Raw genomic sequence first — 20,883 nt, 5'->3', positions numbered from 1 at the left:
GCCGCCAGTTTATCAGGAGGTGCCGACAGACAAGGCAAGTATTTCCGCAGCCTGAGGGTGTGGTGCCTAAAAAACTAGAGCACTGATAAAGCTATGCTTTTTCCGTCAAACTGCTAAAGTCGGGTCATACCGGTCTTTGACCAGGCCCTTGCAAGTTGCTGGACTATGCGCGCCGTTACGGCGGCACCTGCTATCACGCCAGTTGCACCTGCATGATGGGTCAGCATCCATTGGCCGCCGTGCGCCGGATCGCAGAGGCCTGCAGAGCGCACGGGAAGCTTGCCGGGGGGGCTGCGGAAACCGAGGCGCAGGTCGAGGAGTACCGGCGGCTTGGCTATTTCCACTCGGCGTGAAAATGCTTTAAGAAGTGCGTCGTTCCTCATTCGGCTAACGGAAGATTTCAATGCCAGAGACGATCCTGATGCCCGCCGGCCGGCTCGACACCGCCGGCGCATATGCATTCGAGCGCGAAATGATGGCGGCGACGCAGGCGGAGACCCGCAGGCTGTTGATCGATCTCGCAGACCTCGTCTATGTCGGCAGTGCCGGCCTGCGGGTCCTGCTGATAGCCGCCAAGCGCCTGCGCGCATCCGGCGGCCGCATGGCTTTGTGCGGATTGCAGCCCCAGGTTGCCGAGGTTTTCGACATCAGCGGCTTCGCCGCCATCGTTCCGGTCTATGCCGATCGGCAAACCGCCCTGGCGGCACTGCGCTGAGCCCGCGCGGCCATGGGCTCGGGACAATAGGCGCGCCATGATCGCCCTGTTGGGGATCGCCTCCATCCTGGGTGGTCTCGGGTTGTTCTTCACCGGGATCCGCAACCTGTCGGCCACGATGCTGCAGCTTGGCGGACGGCCGCTGCGCCGGGCCGTCGCCGTGCACGGCCGGAAGCCGGGCGCGGTTGCGTTGGCGGGAACCGTTGCCGGCGCACTGCTGCAAAGCACCAACGGCATCACCTTTATTCTCGTCAGCATGGTCAGCGCCGGCCTGCTGCCCATGGTCACCGCGATGCCCCTGCTGCTGTGGGCCAATCTCGGCACCTCGGCGCTTGTCATCCTGGCGTCGATCAATCTGCAGGCGGTTACGCTGCTGTTGCTCGGGATCTCCGGCATCTGGCTGTTCATCGACTCCAGGGCCGGGACCATCCGGCGCCAGGTGATGGAAGCCGTGCTGGCCCTTGCGATGCTGTTCCTGGGGCTGGAGTTGCTGCGCGCCGGCACGGGGCAGCTCGGCAGCGGTGCCGTGCTGGCCGCCATCATGCGTATCGTCGGCACCTCCGGGCCGATCGCGTTCGTCGTGGGGCTTGCCGCCACGCTGTTCACCCAGTCCTCCTCGGCCACCACGATCATCGCGGTGATCGCGAGCCAACTGGGTCTGCTGCCGCCCCAGGGCGCCGTGCTCCTCGTGCTCGGCGCCAGCCTCGGCTCGGGCGCCAGCGTGATGCTGATGGGTGCCAGTGCGCGCGGCAGCCAGCGCCAGCTCGTGTTGTTCCAGGGATTGACCAAGCTTCTCGGCGTCGTTCTGCTCAGCCCGCTCATCCTGCTCGAGGATGCCACCGGCTGGCCGCTCCTGCAGACGGGCCTGCAGGCCGTCGTGCAGCAGCAAGGGCGGCAACTGGCGTTCCTCTACGTCTTCCTCCAAATCGCGGCGCTTGCGGGCTACTATCTGCTGGCGCATCCCATCGGCCGGCTGCTGGCGGCCGTGGCGCCGCCGCTGCGGGCGGAAAGCCTGGCGGTGCCGCAATTCATCTACGATGCCGCGGTGGGCGACGGCGACATCGCCCTGACACTGGCCGAAAAGGAGCAAGCGCGCGTCGTCGGCCAACTGGCCGCCACGCTCGAGGATCCCGACCCGGCCGTGGCCGCCAGCATCGAGCGGCTGTCCGAGGAGATCGAACGCTTTCTTGCAAATGTTGCCGGCCTGGCGGGGGAAACCGCCGCCCTGCCACCCGGCGGGCTGGATCAGCTGGTCAATTTGCGGGCCCGCAACGAGGTGTTGCGGCTGCTGCACGACGCGGTATTCCAGCTCGGCCTGACGCGCATCCGGATGCCTCCCGGGGAGGCGGCCAATCTGGCCGACGCGCTGACCCAGGGGCTGGGGGCGGTGCTGATGTGCGCCGACGACGCCGCGCGCGACAGCGAGGCGGAGAACATCGGACTGCTGAAACAGATCAGTTCCGACCGCAGCACCGTGGTGGACGCGATGCGCCGCCGCCTGGTCAGGGCCGCGAACCAGGAGGCGGTCTACCGGCTGACGAGCCTGTTCGAGCGTGCCGTCTGGCTGGTGCAGCGCTACGCCTTGCTGCTGCAATCAGCTCAGACAGCGCAATAAGGCGATCGCCATGACGCTGGATGCATCGGTCTGAGCGCCGGCGGACGACTTTCTATGCGGCGCTTCGGCGCGTAAACTTCGGATGCCAACGGTGAGGATCCATCCGCCATGGACATGCACGTCACGGCTTTGTCACAAAATATCGCCAGGGTCGTGCTCGCCGGCCGCCTCGACGCGGCCGGTGCGGCGGCGTTCGACCTGCCGTTCAGCGCCGTGGCGGGGTCCAATCGCCATGTCCTGGTGGATTTGTCGGCGGTCAACTTCGTGTCCTCCATTGGCATCCGCACACTCGTGCTGGGCGCCAAGACCATCCAGCGCCGCGGCGGCAAGTTGCTGCTGCTCAGCCCGAGCTCCGAGGTCGAGCAGGTGCTGCAAACCATTGGCGTAACCGACCTGCTGCCCATCGTCCGCGACGAGGCGGAAGCCATCGCCGCATTCGACGGCTAGATCGCCGTGGTTCGCCTGACGCTGGCGCACGATCGGGCCGAGATGGGCCGCCTCGCCGCCTGGCTCGACGCCCGCGAGGATCAGATGGCGATTCCGGCCAGGCTCGCGTTCGCGCTGCGCCAGTGCCTGGAGGAGGCGGTGGCCAACCTGATCAAGCACACGCCGGTGACCGCCGGAGAAGACATCGCGGTCGAACTGGATTGGCAGGACGACACGCTGGTCGCTGCCGTCGAGGATTCCGCCCCGCCATTCGATCCGCGCGCCGTGCCGCCGCCGGTTCGCCCGGCGACCCTGGAGGATGCCGTCCCGGGCGGCTGGGGAATCCAACTGATCCGCTCCTTCGCCAGCGACATCGGCTACGAAACGAAAGCTGGCCGCAACCGCCTGACGATGAAGTTCGTGCGTCCCGCCACCGGCGCTGACGCCATTCCCAAGAAGAGCTGATACCAAACCGCCCCTGACCTTGCCTTTCGCGGCAGCAAATCTCGCCGCGATCCGGCGGGTACGATTCGCTTCTCTCGCGCACAGATTCGAGAGGAAGGCGGAATGCATGGGCGCCACCGCTGCCATGGCCGATTGCCGGGACGCATGCTACGACGTTCCAATCGTCACCAACACGGCCGCTATATCATCCGATTGCATGCCACCGGCCTCGAAAGCCCTGACCCCCGCCAGCAGTTGTTGCAACAGAGACGTACCGGCTACGCAACCACGGCGCATCACACCCGCAACTCTTTCTTCACCGAAAAGGCACTGCGACTGGTCCATGGCCTCGGTGATACCGTCGGTGACGGTCAGCACTTCATCTCCCGGCGCCAGCGTCACCGCGGCGGATGCGTAGACGGCGTCTTCGCTCAAGCCAAGCGGCAGGCCGCCCGCCGCGCCAAGCCGCTCGACCGCGCCGCCGCACCGGCGCAGGAAGGGCGGCACATGCCCCGCCCGCGTATAGGTCAGCCGATTCGTCGCCGCATCGAACGTGGCGATCAGCAGGGTCACGAACATGCAGCCTGCATTGCCCTCCGCCAGCGTCCGGTTCACCAGACCAACCGCGTTCTCCGGCGCCCGGAACAACCATGGCGCATCCGGACGGTTGATGAGTCCCCTGAACAGCGCATGGGTTCTTGCCATCATCAAGGCGGCCCCGGCGCCCTTGTCCGATACGTCGCCCAGCAGGAAAACCAGCATATCATTGCCGATTCGGAAATGGTCCACCAGGTCGCCGCCCACCTCCTTGGCCGGCTCCAGGACGACATCGACGGCCACGGCGCGGGCGCCGATGCGCCCTCGGTACGGCGGGGGCGCCAGCGCAAGCTGCAAGGTGCGCGCTTCGGCGAGTTCAAGCTGTTTCCGTTCCAGCTCCTGCCGCGCCAGGTCGCGTGAGGCTTCCAGTTCCCGCTGAGTCTCGCGCAGCGCCGCGTTGACCGCCTCCAGCCGCCGGTTCAGCAGCGCTTCTTTTTCCTGAAGCAGCGTCATGTCATAGGCTTTCTGCTGCACCCGCCGCGTCGCATCACGTTCGGCCGTGACGTCGAGCAGCAGCACCCAGGTGCCGTCAGCGTCCTCGTGGATATGCACATCAGCCGCGATGTCGCCCGTCAGCCCGATGGACGGAACGACATACGGCGACTCGAACAGCGGCAGCAGCCCTTCGAGGAACAGCGCCTGCTCTCCCACCGGCTCGCCCCGGCAAATCGCTGTCAGCCCGTAATGGTCCAGCTCGCCGCCGGCGTCGAGCAGCGTCAGGTCCGCGCCGATGCGCAGCCACGCGACCGCCCGTTCCTGGACCATCAAGGCATTCAACCGATGGGCCACCGGCGCGGGCAGGCCCCGCATCGGTCAGCGGACGGTGCGGACGGCGAGGTCCATGAAGGCCTCCTCCACGCCTTCGCCGGTCCGTGCGCTGGTCGCTCGCGGCCACCAGCCGTTGGTGCGCAGTCCGTCCATGTCGCCATCCGGAATCGCCCATTGTCCGGCGAGGTCATTCTTGTTCAGCAGCAGAACGAAAGGCAGCGGCCCATAGTCCGCCTCGACGCGGCCTCGTAACGACATCGCCACGTCCAGCGTCGCCGGGCGCGTCCCGTCGGCCACCAGCACATATCCGGCCGCGCCGCGCAGGTAGCTCAGCCGCAGCGCACTGATGTCGTCCTCGCCCGCCAGGTCCCACAGGATCAGGTTCACCGCCCGCCCCGCCAGATCGACGGTTTTCTTGTCGATCTTGACGCCGACGGTGGTGAGATACGTGTCGGAAAACACGCTCTCGACATAGCGCCTGACCAGGCTGGTCTTGCCCACGGAAAAGGCGCCGAGCATGCAGATCTTCTTTTGCAGTGTCGCGGTCATGGCCGTTCCTCGAGCCCGACGGTGAACGAGACGTGGCGATTGGCCGCACGCGCGGCCTCGGTGCCGGTCGGATCCACCGGCTCCAGATTGCCGGCGCCGCGCACGGCGAGCAGATCCGGATCGACTCCGCGCTTCCTGAGCAGCGCCCGCACGGCTTCGGCACGCGCCAGGCTCAGCGACAGGTTGAAAGTCCCCGAGCCAACCGAGTCGGAATGCCCGGTCAGCATCACCCGTGCCACGACGTGCTGGATCGGCGCCAGGGTCTCCAGCGCCTTCAGTTCGCCGGCCAACGCATCGATCAGCGCGCCCTGCCCGGGTGCGGGCAGCGGATCGTTGTGGTTGAAACGAATGGTGCGTGCCTGGATCTGGTCGCGCAGCCTGCCGATGGCCCCGTCACTGAGCGTCCGCACCGCGGACAGGTCGAACACCGGCGCGCCGGAGGGAAGGCTGCGGGCAGCCAGATGGGCCCGCTCCAGCCAGAGCGACGGCGCGGACCCTTGCGCGACAATGCGGTCACCGGCAACGGCGAACCGCACGCTCGGCGGCGGGGTCAGTGTCGCCTGCAACCGCCGCAGCACGATCTGCGGATCGAGTGCCTGGTACGGCGCCCAGTGGGCAGAGACATGCGCCGGATCGATTGCCGCCTCGGTCAGCGCCTGCTGCGGATCGAGGGCGAGCGGATCGCGCAATCCGGCGATCAGGAACTTTCCGTCGCGCTGCTCCGCCTCGGTGACGACGATCCCCGGCTGCGCCCGCAGCCGCGCCACATACTCGTCCCACCGCCGATCGGCCGGGGCATCGAGATTGCGAACGGCGGTGAGGTCGAGGGTTGGTGCCCCCGTCGGCAGCACCCGCCCGGCGGCGCGGGCACGCTCCAACCAGGCGGCGGGTGCCGAGCCATCCGCCTTGATGCGATCGCCCTCGATGCTGAGCGCGACGCTCGAAGGCGGATCGAGCGAGGCCTGCAGCCGCCGCAGTACGCTGACCGGATCCAGCGCCTGATACGGCGCCCAGCTTGCAACGACGTCGGCCGGGTTGATCTCGACCGCGCCGAGCGCCTGCCGCGGATCGATGGCGAGCGGATCGCGCAGGCCGGTCACCATGAATTTGCCGTCGCGCCGCCCGGTGCTGGTGACCACGATGCCCGGCTGCGCCCGTAACTGCGCGATGTAATCATCCCACCGTCGGTCCTCCTGCCAGCGGCGGACGCCCCAGGCGCTGACCGCGAGCAGCACGGCCACCGCGATAGGCAGGGCAAGCCACGGGAAGCCGAAGGGCTGACGCTGCGGCCGCTGCTGCCGCAGCGCGACGCATTCGGTCAGTTCGGCCTCGACATCGGCGAGATCGGCGTTGTCGCCGTCAAAGTCCTCCAGCGCCTGGTGCCGCTCAGCGTGGATCCGCGCGAGGGCGTTGCCGAGGGTTTCATGCAAATCTTCCGGCGGCTTGCCGCGGATCACCGCAACCAGTGTCGCAATTGGCCCCGGCTCCGACCAGACGGTGAGTTCGCCCAGCCGCATCGTATCGACACCTTGGTTTTCGGCGCCGCTGAATGAATCGCGGACGAAATCCTGGATCGCGGTCAGCATCGAGGACACCAGTTGCGGATCCTGGGTTGCCGCGTTCTCGGCCGCGACGTGGGAGATCAGCAGACCGGTGTGGCGGTGAATCAGGAAGACGTGTTCCACCTGGTAAACGAGCGTGTGCCTGAGCACGACCTCGGCGAAGGAAACCCCGGTCCTCCAGGCCTCCCAGCGCCACGCCAGGCCACGCAACGTCAGGCTGTACTTCAGCGACTCATTAAGGGATTGGAATGTCTTGTCGATCGTCTCGCCGATGGACTTGCGGATCGCCGGGACGATCAGCGGGTAGAGGATGTTGAGCAAGGTGTGCGGATCGTTGCGAACCGAGGTCTGCGTCGCTTTCTCGAGCGACGGCGCCAGCACCTGCCCGAGCCGGGCGTCGCCCTGCGCCCGGGCGAAAGCGGAGGGCAGGATGCGTCCGACCGCGGCGGCGAGCTGCTCGGGATCCTCCAGGATGCCGCTCAACCGCGCGAGCACCGCGATCTCGTGGCCCATCAGCAACGTGCGCAACTGTTCCAGCCTGATATCGGTAGCGGGCGCACCCGCGAGCCCGGTGGCAAGATCAGGCCTGACACTGCGCGCGATGTCGAGGAACAGCCCGGCAAGGGCTTTGCGGTCAATTCCGTCATCGCCCGGCGGCGCACGCAGCAGCCAGTCGAGCGGGTCGGGCGATGACGTGCTCACCGCGGCAGGAGGATCAGGCGGCGGGCCAGGTTCGGCCAGGCGCGGCGACGCCGTTGCCGTTGCTCTTGGTGGCGATGTCCTGGTTCAGGCAGCGCGCGACCTCGACGAAAAGCCCGGCCAGCAGATTGCGGTCGGTTTTGACGCTGCTCAGCTCGGCGAACATTTTTTCGATCGTGTGGTTGGTGTCTTCGTGCTTGCGCTTTATTTCGTCGCGCAACGACTGGACTTCCTGGGTCAGGCGGTCGCCGATCTCGCGTTCCAGACGACTGAGCTGGTCGGAGATGGCACGGAGGCGCTTTTCCACCCCTTCGTTCTGATCTCGCATTGTCCGTTCGATGCCTTTTTCGGCGTCGACTCGCTGGTCCTTCTCCTCACGTAGTTGAGTTGATACTGACTCAATTTGCTTCTTTGAATTCGACTCGAACGCGCCAAGATTGCGCGCAGTATCGGCCTCGATGTCCTTGAAGCGCTGCAGGAATCGCTCCTCCAGTTTGGAAAACCGGCGATCATAGTCCTGCATTTGATTGCCGAACAGCAGGTCGCGGATCTTGTCCACGCCAACCGCTGCCTCGCTGCCCGGAATTTGTCCGTTGCCTGCAAGGATGGCCTCCGTCTGATCCGGCGATTCAGCATTTGGCTTGGATGGTGCGACGGCCACTGACTTGACCTCCCGAATAACGTGACGCTTGCGTGCGAGACTGTTTGATCAGGCGATTACGATAAAGCCAAAATTACCGACGGCAGTCCATCATCATGGCGTGTCAGGGATGTCGTCCCTGCTCCCCGCCGAAACGCGGCGAGCCAAGCAACCGCCCGTCACCATTGTGATCGAAGCGCTCAACCCAGGCTGTCGCCGAAATTCATCAGCCCTGAAAGATCTATGACATGACCCCTTGGGGGTGTGCAAGAGTCCTACGGCAAGCCTTGCATTCATCGTTCCGGAACCGATGGGTGAAGAGCGATAATTGGGACATGTCGGGCAGGGACAAACGGCTACGTTCTGCGTTTCGGTTACAATTTTGTGGTGGCTGATCGGACCGGATAAAGCTGGGGCAGCTTGATCTACCAGGCAAAGGATGTCGAGATCGCCGAAGTCCCGCTCGCCCGCCGGCAGCTCTGAGCTTAGTATAGCGCGTGTTAAGCCGCGCCCGGACCGGTCAATGCGAAGCAGGCGGCACTTCAGTATGGTGCGGCTGTCATTTTGGTTACGAAATATCGTTCATCAAGCGATCGCGTTGCTTGCTCCAGTCGGGTGGAAACGGCTTCAGCAATGTAGGCACCCCCAACTCCGGCGGCTGGCGACCATCCAGGATCGACTCAACGATATCCGGCGCCATCAAGGTCAGCCGCAAGATGGTCCCTGCGTAGCCGCGGTCGATTTTCTCGGCTCCCGCTATTTCGCTTATCGAGGCATAGCGGCCGGTGTCCAGCATGCGCTTCCAGCGGAACGCCTGCGCCAGCGCCTCGACCATGTCTGGATCCGCACACCTGGACACGATGCACCGAGCGGACGATGCCGCCCCGGCCGGCGACGCAATCGTCTTGCGCCCCGGCCAGTTCCGCTAGTACCGGCCGCCGGAGATCCCGCCCCCTTTCCCTGCTGGGCTCTTGCGACGAGCGGCAGTGTCGTCTCCCGGGGGACAAGGCAGCGGCAGAGCCTGGATTGGCGACCGATTTTCAACACGGAGAACGCGAAGGACCACCGAGGACCACCAAGGGTGTGAACGAGTCAGCCAACGATGCGGCGCAGGCCGTGCGCCAGGTACAACGGATCTGCGGCGAAATCACCGATCCGCCGGATCGGCGCATCGAGGCTTCCCCGTCATGGCGGCTACCCGGGACAAGCCCGGGCACAGGCTCCGGGCCACCATCCACGCCTCGTGCTGATCACAGAAGGCGTGGATGGCCGGCCCAGGAATGCGGCTTGTCCGGTCCCGGTCGCCAGTAAGGTCCGGTCTCCGTGGCGCTTCGTGGACCTCCGCTTTCTCCGTGTTGAAAATCAAGGAAGAATGCGCAGGCACGGACGGTTCCGGAGGGCGCTGCCACTGCCGCGGCTTCAGCCCCCGATTTCCATCCCCTGCCAATGGCGGCCAGGGGCAAGGGCGGCGGGCCTTCTGCCCCATCCAACGGGGGCGGCATTTCCGGCGGGCTGTACTAGCCAGCTTGCCCATCATGAGCGGCATTCATTTGGAGCAACGCCCCAATCTCGCTTTCGGCCAGACCAGCCTCTGTCAACACCACGCGCGTGTCCCACCCGATCGGGCGGGCGGCACGCCCGACAGTCCCTGGTAGCCCGTCGTCGAGAATGGTCGGGCGAATGGACCGGATCTCACCTTCCTGGTCGTGCGTCTCCGCAACCAGCAAGCCAACGGCCGCCAACTGCGGATCGTCCATGATGGTCTCCAGCGTGTGGCAGGGCGCGGCCGGCACGTCGGCCGCAGCGAGCACCGTCAGCCAATGCTCCGTCGTCTGCTCCTTGATCGCGGCGATTGCGGCCCGGCGAACCTCGATCCAGGCGCCGACGTTGCGCATGCGATCGGCAACGGTGCGGAACCGCGGATCATCGAGCAGTTCCGACCTTCCGATGGTGGTCAGGAATGACCGCACTTGCGCGTCCGTGGCGGCCGATATCGTGATCCATCCATCCGCGGTGGCAACGGGTTGATGATTGGGATCCAGCAGAGGGGCATAACCGGCCGGGCCCAGTGGCGGTGTAAAGGTGGCAGGGCCCAGATGCTCCTGCAGGACGAACGCCGCCATGGTCTCGTGCATGGGCACCTCGATCGTCGAGCCGACACCGGTGCGCGCGCGGCCGACGAGCGCGGCCATGATGGCGCCGGCGGCAATCTCGCCAGTCACATGGTCGCAAATGAGCAGTGGCGCATACCGAGCCGCGCCATCCCGTCGCTCCGAGAGACCCGCGATACCAGCCACGGATTGCACGACCGGGTCATAGGCCGGCCGGCCGCGATACGGCCCACCAGGTCCAAATCCGGTGATCATGCAATGCACCAGGTTCGGGCGCGTCGAGCGAACCGACACCGCATCCAGTCCGAGGCGCTGAAGAGCATCCGGGCGCATGTTGGAAACCAGCACGTCACAACCATCCAGGACTTTGAGCAGCGCCGTGCGGGCATCGGGCTGCTTTAGGTTCAGGCACAGCATTCGCTTCTTGCGATTGAAGTGGAGGAACATGCCTGAGTGCCTGCCGGATGGTGACGGTCCGCCCAACGAGCGCAGCACATCGCCTTCCGGAGGCTCAAGCTTGATCACTTCTGCGCCGAAATCCGCCAGGCGCTGCGTGCACGATGGCCCCACCACGACGGATGTGAGATCGAGCACACGCACCCCAGACAAGAACGACAGATCCATCAGGTCACCCCTTCAGACGACAATCCCACTATTCGTACGATCCGACCAACCGCTGCGGCGCCAAGCATGGCACCGCAGGCACGGAAGAACGCTGTAGCGCCCGTTGATGGGCTCTTGGCAGCCCTCAGTGTCCGTCCGAGAAGGAAGTCAATGAAATCAAGGGGCTAACCCACTGTTGGTGGCGGAACAGTCCCGAAAGTAGTGGCGGTTTCCGCGGATGAACGACACCGCGCCGTCCGTAACCAATTGGAAAATAAGGGGAAATTCTCGGACAGACACTTAGAATCTGCTGGCCGAAGCGCGAATGTTCAAGCTTGACTGATGGGTGGTATCGCGGACGTGGCCAGTGTCATTGTCGTCGTTTTGGTCGCCCGCCCTGAATTCGTGTTCGCGACGTTTAGCCCATCTTATTCACGGGTGAGTCGGGAATTGACGGAAAGCCTTTTTGAATCATGAATTTGCGGGCGATTACCTTATCGCGGGTTCTTGCCACAGCCCAAAAGGACGAAACCCCTGGGATTCCTACGATGTTGGCTACAGTGGGCCATTGCCGTGAATAAGATGGGTTAGCATCCATCTGCGGTAGTGGCACGCCGCGACGGGCTTGCTTGCTGACCTGACGCACGCAACAGCGCTTTGTGTGCTCAGCAGATCAATCCAACGCGGCGTTACGCTGACCCTTTTCGGTTGCCGCCGCAGGCCCAAGAGTGCCTCATCCGCAAGCGGGCTCGTCCCTCAGCAAGGGCGTGCGCTTCAATGCACTTCGCCCCGGTGCGGCGCCTCAATAAGTACCGGTCTTCACCGGCTGGGGCGCGGGAGCCACCGCCGCCTCACCCGTCAGCATCGCCCGCATGCCGGCCCCGTTCGTTCGCCACCAGTTGTACAGAATCCGCACATCCCACCCGATGCAGAAGTGCTTCACCCCCATCGCCAGGTACGGCTTCGCGCCCGCGATATCCGCCAGTTCCACACGCGGATGCTTGCCCATCTTCAGCGCCGTTTCGATCGTCTTGCGCTCCGCCTTCACCACCTCCGGATGCGATCGCTGCCCGGTCAGCCCCAGGCTCATGGAGAAGTCCGACGACCCAAACTGCACCATGTCGATGCCCGGAACCGACAGGATCGCCTCCAGGTCCTCCACGCATTCGCGCTTCTCGACCATGATGGCGATCACCACCTCATTCAGCGCGTCGACATAGGCCGGCGAGCCGCCCTCCAGCACGGTGGCCACATCGCGCCGCATGCCGACACCGAGCCGGCCGCCGGTGCCAGGGGTTTCGGCACGCACCGCGGCGACGCACAACTCGGCGTCGGCCACCGTCCGGATATCGGCGAACAGCACGCTCTGGAAGCCCGATCCGATGGCCCGCATCGCCTGATGCGTGTACTGCTTCTGCTCGATCTTGATCATGCCGGCGAGGTTCTTCAGCTCGAACGCGCGGCCGAGGTTGTCGAGGTCATGCATGGTGAACGGCGCGTACTCGGCGGTGAACTCGACATAGTCGTAGTTCTCGGCGTCGCCGATCAGCTCCACCAGCGTGGGCCAGGTGGACAGGATGTGCGTGCCGATCGTCGGTTCCCCGGCGTTCAGCTTCTGGCGGAGGCGGTTGGGGCGCATGGTTGTCGTTTCCTCTGATGATTGGGGCGCGGACCGCCAGTGTCGTTTGATCAGGACATGTGCGCGACCTGGACGGCCGGCGCCAGGCCAAGGCTGGGGATTGGCAGCTTCTTGCTCCAGCATCCTCGGAACCTGCCAGCCCGCTTCCGGCCAGCCCCCATCGCGGGCTGCATGCCCGGTATCCGGCTGGGCTCACCGCGTGGCCGACCGACAGCCAACCGCCCAGTAGATCCACCAGCATCAGGTGTTGGCTTGGCCCGGTGCTACTCGACCGCTGGTTGCCAGCCCCCGGCATCACAGGCACGAAATCCTCCGGATGCTGCTCGTATGAGCGCGACCCCTAGCGACCGGGGGGAGGGGGTGAGGCGTGGCCAGATCCCCCCTCCGCGGGCCACCGGGTCGGCGGCGGTTAACGACGGTCGTTAGTCCCAGTTCCGGCTGGTGCCGCGACGGTCGCAATAGGATTGTCGTCGCTTGAGTTTCTTGCGCCGCGCTTTACCAGCAAAGGCAGCAAAATGACTGGCTGAATAACCGGAAGTTACAAATACGCGAATTTTCACCAAATATATTAGTGTAATCGGCTGTCGCGCCAAGATTTTGGGACAATTTCGAGCCTTAGCTCTGCCGTCGGTAGTGCCTCATAGATATTTTGCTGCTTATAATAAGTAAAAGGCGCTATTTAACTCATCTGACGGGCTTTTGCGGCTAAAGCGCATCCAATTTGGAACCGCGCTCTGGCAATTCGGTCCTGAAGCGGCGTGCATGGACGCGTGTCCTGGTTGCGGGCTGGCAAGCGCGGTCGTCGAACCGGGCGCAGTTTAGTTGGAGCCCCGAGTCGCAAGGCTTCCACCGCAGACTGCGTGTGCAAATGCGGGCGGGTCACGCAAATCGTGAGCAGACCACCTGGCACAGGCCAGCGATGCTACAGCGCTTCCCGGGTGCTTCCACCGAAAGGATTGCTGGAAGCAGCATCCCGCCAAGCTCCTGAAATCCCTGGTCGGAGCGGCGGGATTCGAACCCACGACCCCCAGTCCCCCAGTCATCAATCTGCACCTGAAGCCATACGAAATGACACACTGAAACCCGCACTATTCCTGATCTTTTGCGTCGCCTTTCATTGCGTTTCATCAGCGTGCGTGGTATCCATTTGGTATCCAATCTGGCTTTGGATACCACGGGTGCAGCATGGCAACGAAACGGATCACAGCGGCAGTCATAGGTGAGTTGAAGCCCGGCGATGTCGTGTTCGACGACGACGTGCGGGGCTTCATGGTTCGCCACCGGGGCGGCTCGCCTCACTATGCCGTCAAGACCCGGATCAAGGGGCGCCAGACCATCCTGACCATCGGGCGGCATGGGGAGGGCGCGTGGAAGGCCGACAAAGCCCGGGGCGAGGCGAAGCGGCTCCTTGGCCTGATCCGTGACGGGAAGGACATCGCGGCGGAACGGGCCGGTGAGAAGGCCGCGCCGGACTTTGCCGCCTTCTCGGCTCGCTACATGACCGAATACGCCCAGCCGATGAAGAAGTCCCGGACGCGCGCCGAAGATGCCCGGCTGCTGAAAATCCACATCCTGCCCCGGATCGGCAAGCAGAAGATTCGGGACATCGGCAAGGCAGATGTGGCTCGGATGCACGCGGCCCTTCGTGAGACACCGGTTGCCGCCAATCGGGCGCTGGCCCTGCTGTCTGCCATCCTCGGATGGGCGGAGAAGGTTGGTGAGCGGCCGGACAACAGCAATCCGTGCCGTCATATCGACCGCTACCCGGAGAAGCCACGGGAGCGGCTACTGACGGCGCCGGAGCTGGCACGCCTGGGGGATGCGCTGGACCGGGCCGCCGAAGCCTGGACAGACGAAACGAAGGCCGCATGGCGGGCTGAACTCGACCGGCAAGCCGAGGCGATGAACATGCCGACGGGTGAGCGTAAGAAGTGGGTTGATGCACGGACGCCCCGCCGGTCCACCGCAGAGGACTGGCGCGCAATCGCGGCCTTCCGGCTGCTGATCTTCACGGGCGCTAGGCTGTCCGAAATCCTCACGCTGCGTTGGGAGTGGATTGACGCGGCGCAAGGCATCGCCCGGCTGCCGGACAGCAAGACCGGAGCGAAGAACCTGTACCTGCCGCCCGGCGCGCTGGCAGTGCTGGCGGAGTTGCCCCGGTTCGGCGCGAACCCGCATGTCCTGCCAGGCGACCGGGCCGGCGCGGCGTTCATCGGCATCCAGAAGCCTTGGCAGCGAGTCCGCGCGCTGGCGGGCCTGCCTGACCTTCGCATCCATGATCTGCGGCACGCCTTTGCCAGCACAGCCGTTGCCGGAGGCGACAGCCTATTCATCGTGGGCAAGCTGCTTGGACATCGGCAGGCCAGCACAACCGAGCGTTACAGCCACCTGGCGCCGGACCCTGCGAAGGCGGTTGCCGACCGCACGGCCGAACGGTTGCGTGCCATGATGGCAGGCGAGGGCGCTACCAACGTCGTTCCGCTGCCAACCCGCGGCGCGGCGTGATCCCACAATGCGCCGCCATGCCCAGCCCGGCCGCGGCGCGTCCTCACGCGATCGGACTTCAAGCCGCCGGCCAACCTGGCAACCCCTACAGATCCTCGGGCCGCAACCCGGTATGCTTGGCGATCCGCGCCATCATGCGCGGCCCGATTTCCTCGGCGTCATGGAAGGCAAACACGTAATCGGGCCAGCCCGCCCGGGCCAGTGTCCGGTGCGAGGCTTTCTGCCGCTTGAGGATCCACCCGATCCGATACAGCCCGCGCAACACCGTGCCCGCCTTCGCGGCCGGCCATTCGCTCATGCCGCGGCAAAGAGGCTACGCGCCTCGGCCGGAACCGGCTCACCGCACTCAATCCGGTCGGCAATAACGCGGAACGCAAGCGCGGTGGCTTTGGCGTATGCCTCCGCCCGTGTGCTCCCGTAAGCCAAGACGCCTGGCAGCGACGGCACTTCGGCCAGCCAGCGGCCATCAGCCTCAGGCTCAAGGTCAACGTCCAGCATCGGCGCTCTCCGCGAACTGTGCGGAAACAATATGGGATGCCTGGATATTGAAGCAAATTGAATTATTGGAGGCGCGGTGAAAGCCCCGGCCAACATGGCAGCGGCGGCATCGCCATGACCCGATGCCGCCGCGCCTGGCAGCCTGCCGCCGATGGTATCGGCCGCCCGGCTGGTTTGGTTATCCCGGAGATCGAGGCGCCAACGCTGCCAGCTTCGCCATGATCCGGGCTCGCGTGGCATCGTCGCCTGACGCGCCAACGGGCATGTGGCCAACAAGGCGGCCGTCCGCGCCGACGGCGCCGGTCAGGCGAGCGATTTCCGCGATCGTCATCCGCAATTCGCGGGCGGCCTGCACGAAGATGCTGCCCCGGTCGGCCCGCTCGGCACGATCTAGGATGCGGACCAGGCGCGCCTGAGTGTTCAGCAGCGCGGCCAGCGGATCAAGCTGCCGTGGTGCCGCTGGTGCCGGCGCTGCTGACGACGCGGCCGTGGCGTGGCCAGCCCGGACGTGCCGGCTGAGGGCGTCCGGGCTGATTTTGAACCGGCGAGCGACGTCGTATTGACGGCAACCGTCCATGACCGCGCTGTCGATCTCACGTCGCTGGGAATGAGCGCAGATGGAGCACTTGCGCCCGGCCATGGTTCATCCTCCTCTGTGTTGATGCAGCCGCGCGGCGTCTCGATTTTCGAGGGGGCGGCGTGCGGGTGTGTCGTCTGTATGAGCGACAGCCAGCCCGGCAGCCCGTGCGGAGCGGCCGATGGTGGCCATTCCGCGTCTCGCGGCGCGGCGCGATTTGCCGATGCGATTTGCGTGCATCGTCATGCGGCTCCCGGAGCGGCGGGCGGCAGGTTGAAGCTGGCCCGCAGGCTTGGCGCAATAGTGGTGCGGTTATCCGGCATGTAGCCGCCATCGCCGAGGTCCTGGCCGCGGTAGGCGATGACGTAGCTGGGCAGGCGGACGTGGCCGATGCGGGTGATGGGTTGCTCAGGCGGTGGCAGGGCGGCCAGCATCTTGTTTGTGCCGCGGGCGTAGGCCACGGTCTGGTTGTGCACGTGGGCGGCGGCGTGGGCGGTCTGCACGGCCGCGTCGGCATCCCGCAGCGCGGCAAGCGCCGCCTGGGCGGCGGCGAAGTGCTGGTCGACCAGCTCGGCAGCCTGGATCAGCCGATCGACGGCCGTGCGGTGCTGGCAGGCGACGTGATCGGCTCCGGCCCGCAAGGCGTCGATTTCGGCCCGATCGACATGGGCCTCGGCTCGGCGAACGCCTGCGGCAGCACCGTCCGCCTGGTCGCGAGCGTCAGCCGCGGCGGTGCGGGCGCTGCGGATCTCGTCGATTCCGGCGCCGGCCGAAACAAGGCGCCGATGGTCAGCCACGGCAGCCGCATGGGCCGCCTCGGCCTTGCCCGCCAGCTCACGCGCCTCGGCCAGCTGCTCCTGCGCCATCTGGTGGCGCAGTCGCGCGGACACGACGGCATCAGCAGCCGCGGCAACCGGATCAGCCACCACAGCCGTAGCGGCATCTGGCGAGGCCGTAGGCGCCTCGGCCGCGTTGGGGGTAGGCCGAGGTAGCGGACAGGGCCGCGGCGCCGTCCTGGGCGGCGGGAGCGGGCGTGGTGTTGGCGATCTTCGGCATGGTCAGTCCCTCTTGGTGTGATAATCGGCGGCAGGATCAAAGCCCATGCGGGCATAGTCCTGCTGCACGCCGGCGGCGGCGGCGGCGCGGGAGTTCTCGCGTCGGACTTCGTCGAGCCCGGCGGCGACGGCCTCCGGTGTGGCCGGGACGTAGAGCGGGCGGCCTTCGAGGCGGGCGACATCGGCCAGCATGGCGGCCGTGACGCGGTGGCCTGGCCATCGGGCGCGGGCGCGGGCGAACAGCGTAGGATCAGTGACGGTATCGGCGGGCCGCAGCGTCGGCAGGCCCGGCGGTAGGCTTGAACTTGTCATAGGCATTCCCTTTGGTTGCGCGGCGGGCGCGTGGTGGCCTGGCCGCTGGTGGAGGTGATCATGCCGGCGCATCTAGGCGCGGGCGGCCGCGCGGGCGGATCTGCGAGCCAGCCTTGGCAGGCGGGCCGGCGGTCAACGTCTCGATGATGGGGAAGATGCCCAGCTCGCCGGTCGCCAACGTGGCGATGCGGATCGCCTTGTGGCGGTGCAGCCAGCGGATCGACTCGGCGACCGTGACCATGTGCAGGCCGGTCAGGTCAGCCAGAGCGGCCGCTTCCCAAGCGTCGGCGGGGCTGCCGGCCATGATGGACAGGCACGGCAGAGAAACGACGGGAGCGCCGCCGCGGGCGCTGCAAGCCGTCATGGCGGCGATGGTCACCGGCACCGCGATGGCGGCGGGCGTGGCGCCTGTCATGGCAGCTCCGATCCCATTGAAGATTTCCAGTCCGGGTTGTTGAGCTTCGTCACGATTCGGTCGATGCCGTTGCTGTGGTAGCGCGCCAGCGTCTCGCGATTGAGGCCCAGCCGGTCCTGCAGTCGGCGCCAAGGCCACAGGTGCTTGTCGTTCACCGGATTGACCAGGGACCGCAGCCACAGCAGCTGGCGGGTCTGGACGGCACCGGGGCTGACCAGCGGCAGCCATGTGAAATACACTTCATCCATTTCGGAGATCTTCCGCGGGCTCGGCGCCGGCGGGCGCTGCGGCCCGTCAGCAACCGCGCTGAACCAAGCCTCGACGGCCCGCACAATCTCGGGCCAGGCGGTCCGGTAGCCCGCCGGCAGGGTGCCCCGCGACGGCAGGGCCAGCAGGCAGGCACCGGCTTCTTCCAGGCGCACCTTCACGTAATCGGCGTCGATGACGTCCGCAGGGCGGGCCGCCTCACGCATGGGCGCCTCCGCGGGGCTTGGCGTTGATGATCGCTTTCAGCGCTTCCACGCGATCGACGATGCTGCGGGAAGCATCTGCAACGACTTCGCAAACATCGGCGGCAGTAGGGAACATCTTGAACGTTTGCAAGGCAATGCGCTGCGTCGATTCGTTGAAGGCGGCGGCTGGGATGTAGGCCACGGCCATCTGCAACGCGGCGAACCACGGCTGGAACGCCTCGGGCGAGCGAGGATTTGCAACCGACGCCATGATCGGAGCGATCCACAGGGTCAGCACCCCGGCGCTCACCGGCGCGGAGAACGGCGCCAAGCGATCCAGTTCGGCCTTTGCCGAGTCCTGAACCGCGAGCGCAGCAGGCGTGCCCAGCCGGTTGCTGAAATCCGGCGAGGCGAGCAGTTGCGCCAGCGGCGCCGGGATCTGCGCAAGATCCGGCATGATCGGCAGCGCCAATGCGGGTAGGGGCAGGCGCCGGGGCAGGCGTTCAGACATGATCGCAGGTTCCTTCCAAGGTTGTGCCGGCGAAACTTTCATCCGGCTGGTAGGGGTTGGCCTCTGGTGGCGTGGGCGCGATGCCGTTGTGCAAGAGGGCAAGGCAGCCAAGCGCATTGGCGTCGCGCCGCTCACTCGCCGTGGTCGGTGCAGATGGTCGGCGCTGCCGGGCGGCCGTGGTCGGTTGATCGTGCCAGTGCTCGTCGTTCAGCCAGGTCGCCGGGTGGGGAATGAAGCGCGGCTCGTCGCTAAAGCGGTAGGCTGCCAGCGCGGCCATGATCTGATCGGCGCCGACCTTGCGCATCGCCGTCCCCCATGCCGTCAACGCCCGGCCTTTGGCTTCTTTCCGCGGGTAGAGCGACCAGAACGCCGCGAAGGCCGCATCATCGCCCCCCCGGGCCGCCGTGCGCCGCTCGCGGGGGGCGGACGGGGGTGCTGCTGCCGCAGGCACGGATGGTGGTTGACGGGTTTCGATGCCAGGCAGCCGGTGCTGGGTCCCCTGGCTGCCAAGGTGGGGTTGTTTGTCCCCTGTGCTGAAATTCAAATCTTGTGAGTTATCATGCTCGGCGTCACGCGCACGCCCATTGGGAGGTACTTGGTGGTTCCTTGGAGGTTCTTTGGAGGGATATTGGTGGTTAACTATATAGGGAATGTCGTGGATTTCCGGAGAAACTGTCGTAGATTTCCGGAGAACCTGTCGTGGATTTCCGGATAAAGTGTCGTCGTTTTCCGGAGAACATGTCGCCGTTTTCTGGTGAAGATTTTTCCGGCTTTGAGATTGGCCTTTCAGAGGTGCAAATTCTTCCGGAATTTCGAGGTAATAGACCGTCGTCTGACGGGGGCGCCGCTCCACCGCGATCAGGCCCGCGGCTTCCAGCTCGGCGATCGTTGTTTGCACAGTGCGGCCGGTGATATTGCACCGTGCCGCGATCTCCTCGACGTAGGGCCAGCAGTGCCGGGATTCCCCGCACCGCTCGGCCAGGTCCAGCAGCACAACCTTGCGTGTGGGCGACAGGTGCCGCTGCTCGATCGCCCATAACAGGTTACGGAGGCTCATCGTCAGCCTGCGTCGGGCGTGGCGGCCGGCCGACGCGCCGCGGCCAGCTTCGCAGCGATCCACGCCTCAAATTCGGCAGCCGGGATGCGGCGCAGGCCGCCAATTTTGATCGACGGCGGCCCGTCTCCCGAATTGAGCAGGTTATCAATCGTCCGCTCAGTGCAGCCAAGCCGAGCGGCGACCATTTTCTTTGTGAGAAGAACAACTTCGGCCATGGCGTGCCGGTCTCCATCAGTGATTGCTGACAAGCAACATCATCCGACACGGAATGCCTTTCAACAGAAAAGAGCACGGATCACGAGAAAACGACTGAATTTGCCTAATAAAATCAAATGCCATGATTAAAAGCCCGCTGATGGAGCACTATAAATCAAATCATTTGAGTAATGGCTTCGCGACACCCCCACCACGCGCCAATAAACTCAACCCCAGTGATTTTCCGTCCCGGGTCGCAGGTGCCCGGCGGGCCGAGTCGCGGCGCCCGTGGCTCACTATTCGCGCTGCCTGCGGATGGGCCACGCGGGCGCCGCCGCTACCTGCCGACAGGCGCCCGTGCTCAGCCACCACGCCCCGGCCCATGCCGACGCGGCCGGGGGCTGGACCAAGCAGCAACCCAAGCCAACGAGGGGAGGCCTCCCCGGCGCCTGCGGCCTTGCACCGCGGCACCTCGATGCCGACGAAGGCTGCTCAGACTGCGGACGCCCGGCAGCTGGCACCCGGCGATCACGTACGGATCCTTGGCCAGCAAGGTCCCCGGCGCCGGCCCGGCGACCGAGCACCAGGTCAGCAGCCCGGCCACCACGGCGACCTGCAGGACCTTTCCACCCGGCAGGCAGGCCGATAAGGCGCCCCGCCCGCGACCCTGCCGCCCGGCGATGTCGGGGACCAAGCCACCACGCCTGCACCCGGACCGAGGCGCCGGACATCAGCCCACAAGGGGACGATCACCACCCCCTCGGCAGCCCGGCCACCACGATCCTGCCCTGCCCGCGCTCGAGTCCGCCACCGTGGGTGCCTCGGCCGGGGCGAATTCCGTCAGTGACAATTTTTCCGGGGGTTTTTGCTGCCGCGAATTTGGTCGGGGGGCTTGCGCGGGTGTTCCCGCCAGTCGCCGTAGGCCATGCCCCCTCCCC

Annotated in this window: 22 protein-coding genes; 5 read left to right on the top strand and 17 right to left on the bottom strand. The window is 65.8% G+C overall.

Annotation, left to right across the window (positions count from 1 at the left end; all coding sequences use genetic code 11):
• Window positions 1–403 precede the first annotated feature (403 nt).
• From CCS01_RS19240 to CCS01_RS19225, 4 genes are all read left to right on the top strand, one after another.
• Window positions 404–715: an STAS domain-containing protein gene (locus tag CCS01_RS19240; RefSeq protein ID WP_104520386.1), complete on the top strand. Its 312-nt coding sequence runs from the start codon at window positions 404–406 to the stop codon at window positions 713–715.
• 37 nt (window positions 716–752) lie between these two features.
• The gene (locus tag CCS01_RS19235; protein WP_158258493.1) at window positions 753–2,330 is read left to right on the top strand and encodes a Na/Pi symporter; all 1,578 of its coding nucleotides are present in this window, start codon (window positions 753–755) and stop codon (window positions 2,328–2,330) included.
• Window positions 2,331–2,438: 108 nt separating this feature from the next.
• Window positions 2,439–2,777 carry an STAS domain-containing protein gene (locus tag CCS01_RS19230; protein WP_104520384.1) on the top strand — a complete coding sequence of 113 codons (339 nt, stop codon included), beginning with the start codon at window positions 2,439–2,441 and terminating at the stop codon, window positions 2,775–2,777.
• Window positions 2,778–2,783: 6 nt separating this feature from the next.
• The gene (locus CCS01_RS19225) at window positions 2,784–3,221 is read left to right on the top strand and encodes an ATP-binding protein (RefSeq protein ID WP_104520383.1); all 438 of its coding nucleotides are present in this window, start codon (window positions 2,784–2,786) and stop codon (window positions 3,219–3,221) included.
• A gap of 147 nt (window positions 3,222–3,368) precedes the next feature.
• Here CCS01_RS19225 and CCS01_RS19220 read toward each other — a convergent pair whose 3' ends face one another.
• The 7 genes from CCS01_RS19220 to CCS01_RS19190 form a co-directional block, all read right to left on the bottom strand.
• Window positions 3,369–4,562 (bottom strand): PP2C family protein-serine/threonine phosphatase, encoded by a 1,194-nt coding sequence (locus tag CCS01_RS19220; protein ID WP_158258492.1) that lies wholly within the window; start codon window positions 4,560–4,562, stop codon window positions 3,369–3,371.
• A gap of 48 nt (window positions 4,563–4,610) precedes the next feature.
• Window positions 4,611–5,114 (bottom strand): Rab family GTPase, encoded by a 504-nt coding sequence (locus tag CCS01_RS19215; protein ID WP_104520381.1) that lies wholly within the window; start codon window positions 5,112–5,114, stop codon window positions 4,611–4,613.
• A complete protein-coding gene (locus CCS01_RS19210) occupies window positions 5,111–7,378 on the bottom strand; it encodes an OmpA family protein (protein WP_204848356.1) in 2,268 nt (755 codons plus the stop codon). The genes CCS01_RS19215 and CCS01_RS19210 overlap by 4 nt, the downstream gene beginning before the upstream one ends.
• Window positions 7,379–7,391: 13 nt before the next feature.
• On the bottom strand, window positions 7,392–8,036 hold the full coding sequence (locus CCS01_RS19205) for a hypothetical protein (protein WP_204848355.1): 645 nt from the start codon (window positions 8,034–8,036) through the stop codon (window positions 7,392–7,394).
• 547 nt (window positions 8,037–8,583) lie between these two features.
• On the bottom strand, window positions 8,584–8,850 hold the full coding sequence (locus tag CCS01_RS19200) for a hypothetical protein (protein WP_193540151.1): 267 nt from the start codon (window positions 8,848–8,850) through the stop codon (window positions 8,584–8,586).
• A 682-nt stretch (window positions 8,851–9,532) separates the two neighbouring features.
• Window positions 9,533–10,750 (bottom strand): CaiB/BaiF CoA transferase family protein, encoded by a 1,218-nt coding sequence (locus CCS01_RS19195; RefSeq protein WP_104520380.1) that lies wholly within the window; start codon window positions 10,748–10,750, stop codon window positions 9,533–9,535.
• 781 nt (window positions 10,751–11,531) lie between these two features.
• On the bottom strand, window positions 11,532–12,368 hold the full coding sequence (locus CCS01_RS19190) for an HpcH/HpaI aldolase family protein (RefSeq protein WP_158258491.1): 837 nt from the start codon (window positions 12,366–12,368) through the stop codon (window positions 11,532–11,534).
• Window positions 12,369–13,553: 1,185 nt separating this feature from the next.
• Here CCS01_RS19190 and CCS01_RS19185 point away from each other — a divergent pair.
• Entirely contained in the window at window positions 13,554–14,873 is a 1,320-nt protein-coding gene (locus CCS01_RS19185) for a tyrosine-type recombinase/integrase (RefSeq protein WP_104520378.1), read from the top strand.
• A gap of 85 nt (window positions 14,874–14,958) precedes the next feature.
• Here CCS01_RS19185 and CCS01_RS19180 read toward each other — a convergent pair whose 3' ends face one another.
• The 10 genes from CCS01_RS19180 to CCS01_RS19135 form a co-directional block, all read right to left on the bottom strand.
• Complete coding sequence (locus tag CCS01_RS19180) at window positions 14,959–15,171, bottom strand: type II toxin-antitoxin system HicA family toxin (RefSeq protein WP_104520377.1); 213 nt, start codon at window positions 15,169–15,171, stop codon at window positions 14,959–14,961.
• Window positions 15,168–15,371, bottom strand: coding sequence for a type II toxin-antitoxin system HicB family antitoxin (locus CCS01_RS19175; RefSeq protein ID WP_104520376.1), 204 nt, complete (start codon window positions 15,369–15,371; stop codon window positions 15,168–15,170). The genes CCS01_RS19180 and CCS01_RS19175 overlap by 4 nt, the downstream gene beginning before the upstream one ends.
• 178 nt (window positions 15,372–15,549) lie before the next feature.
• Window positions 15,550–16,011 (bottom strand): hypothetical protein, encoded by a 462-nt coding sequence (locus CCS01_RS19170; RefSeq protein ID WP_104520375.1) that lies wholly within the window; start codon window positions 16,009–16,011, stop codon window positions 15,550–15,552.
• Between the two features lie 179 nt (window positions 16,012–16,190).
• Window positions 16,191–16,838 (bottom strand): hypothetical protein, encoded by a 648-nt coding sequence (locus CCS01_RS19165; RefSeq protein ID WP_146101845.1) that lies wholly within the window; start codon window positions 16,836–16,838, stop codon window positions 16,191–16,193.
• Between the two features lie 168 nt (window positions 16,839–17,006).
• Window positions 17,007–17,315, bottom strand: a complete 309-nt coding sequence (locus CCS01_RS19160) for a hypothetical protein (RefSeq protein ID WP_104520373.1) — start codon at window positions 17,313–17,315, stop codon at window positions 17,007–17,009.
• 58 nt (window positions 17,316–17,373) lie between these two features.
• A complete protein-coding gene (locus CCS01_RS19155; RefSeq protein ID WP_104520372.1) occupies window positions 17,374–17,730 on the bottom strand; it encodes a hypothetical protein in 357 nt (118 codons plus the stop codon).
• A complete protein-coding gene (locus CCS01_RS19150; protein ID WP_104520371.1) occupies window positions 17,727–18,203 on the bottom strand; it encodes a DUF6362 family protein in 477 nt (158 codons plus the stop codon). Before CCS01_RS19150 ends, CCS01_RS19155 begins: the two co-directional genes overlap by 4 nt.
• Window positions 18,196–18,693, bottom strand: a complete 498-nt coding sequence (locus CCS01_RS19145) for a hypothetical protein (protein ID WP_146101844.1) — start codon at window positions 18,691–18,693, stop codon at window positions 18,196–18,198. Before CCS01_RS19145 ends, CCS01_RS19150 begins: the two co-directional genes overlap by 8 nt.
• A complete protein-coding gene (locus CCS01_RS19140; protein WP_104520369.1) occupies window positions 18,686–19,750 on the bottom strand; it encodes a helix-turn-helix domain-containing protein in 1,065 nt (354 codons plus the stop codon). Before CCS01_RS19140 ends, CCS01_RS19145 begins: the two co-directional genes overlap by 8 nt.
• Before the next feature lie 2 nt (window positions 19,751–19,752).
• On the bottom strand, window positions 19,753–19,965 hold the full coding sequence (locus CCS01_RS19135; protein WP_146101843.1) for a helix-turn-helix transcriptional regulator: 213 nt from the start codon (window positions 19,963–19,965) through the stop codon (window positions 19,753–19,755).
• Between the last annotated feature and the right edge of the window lie 918 nt (window positions 19,966–20,883).

The organism is Rhodopila globiformis (assembly GCF_002937115.1).
GTDB classification, from domain to species: domain Bacteria; phylum Pseudomonadota; class Alphaproteobacteria; order Acetobacterales; family Acetobacteraceae; genus Rhodopila; species Rhodopila globiformis.
The sequence above is the reverse complement of the archived record's forward strand: the minus strand, read 5'-3'. Positions and strand labels throughout refer to the sequence as shown.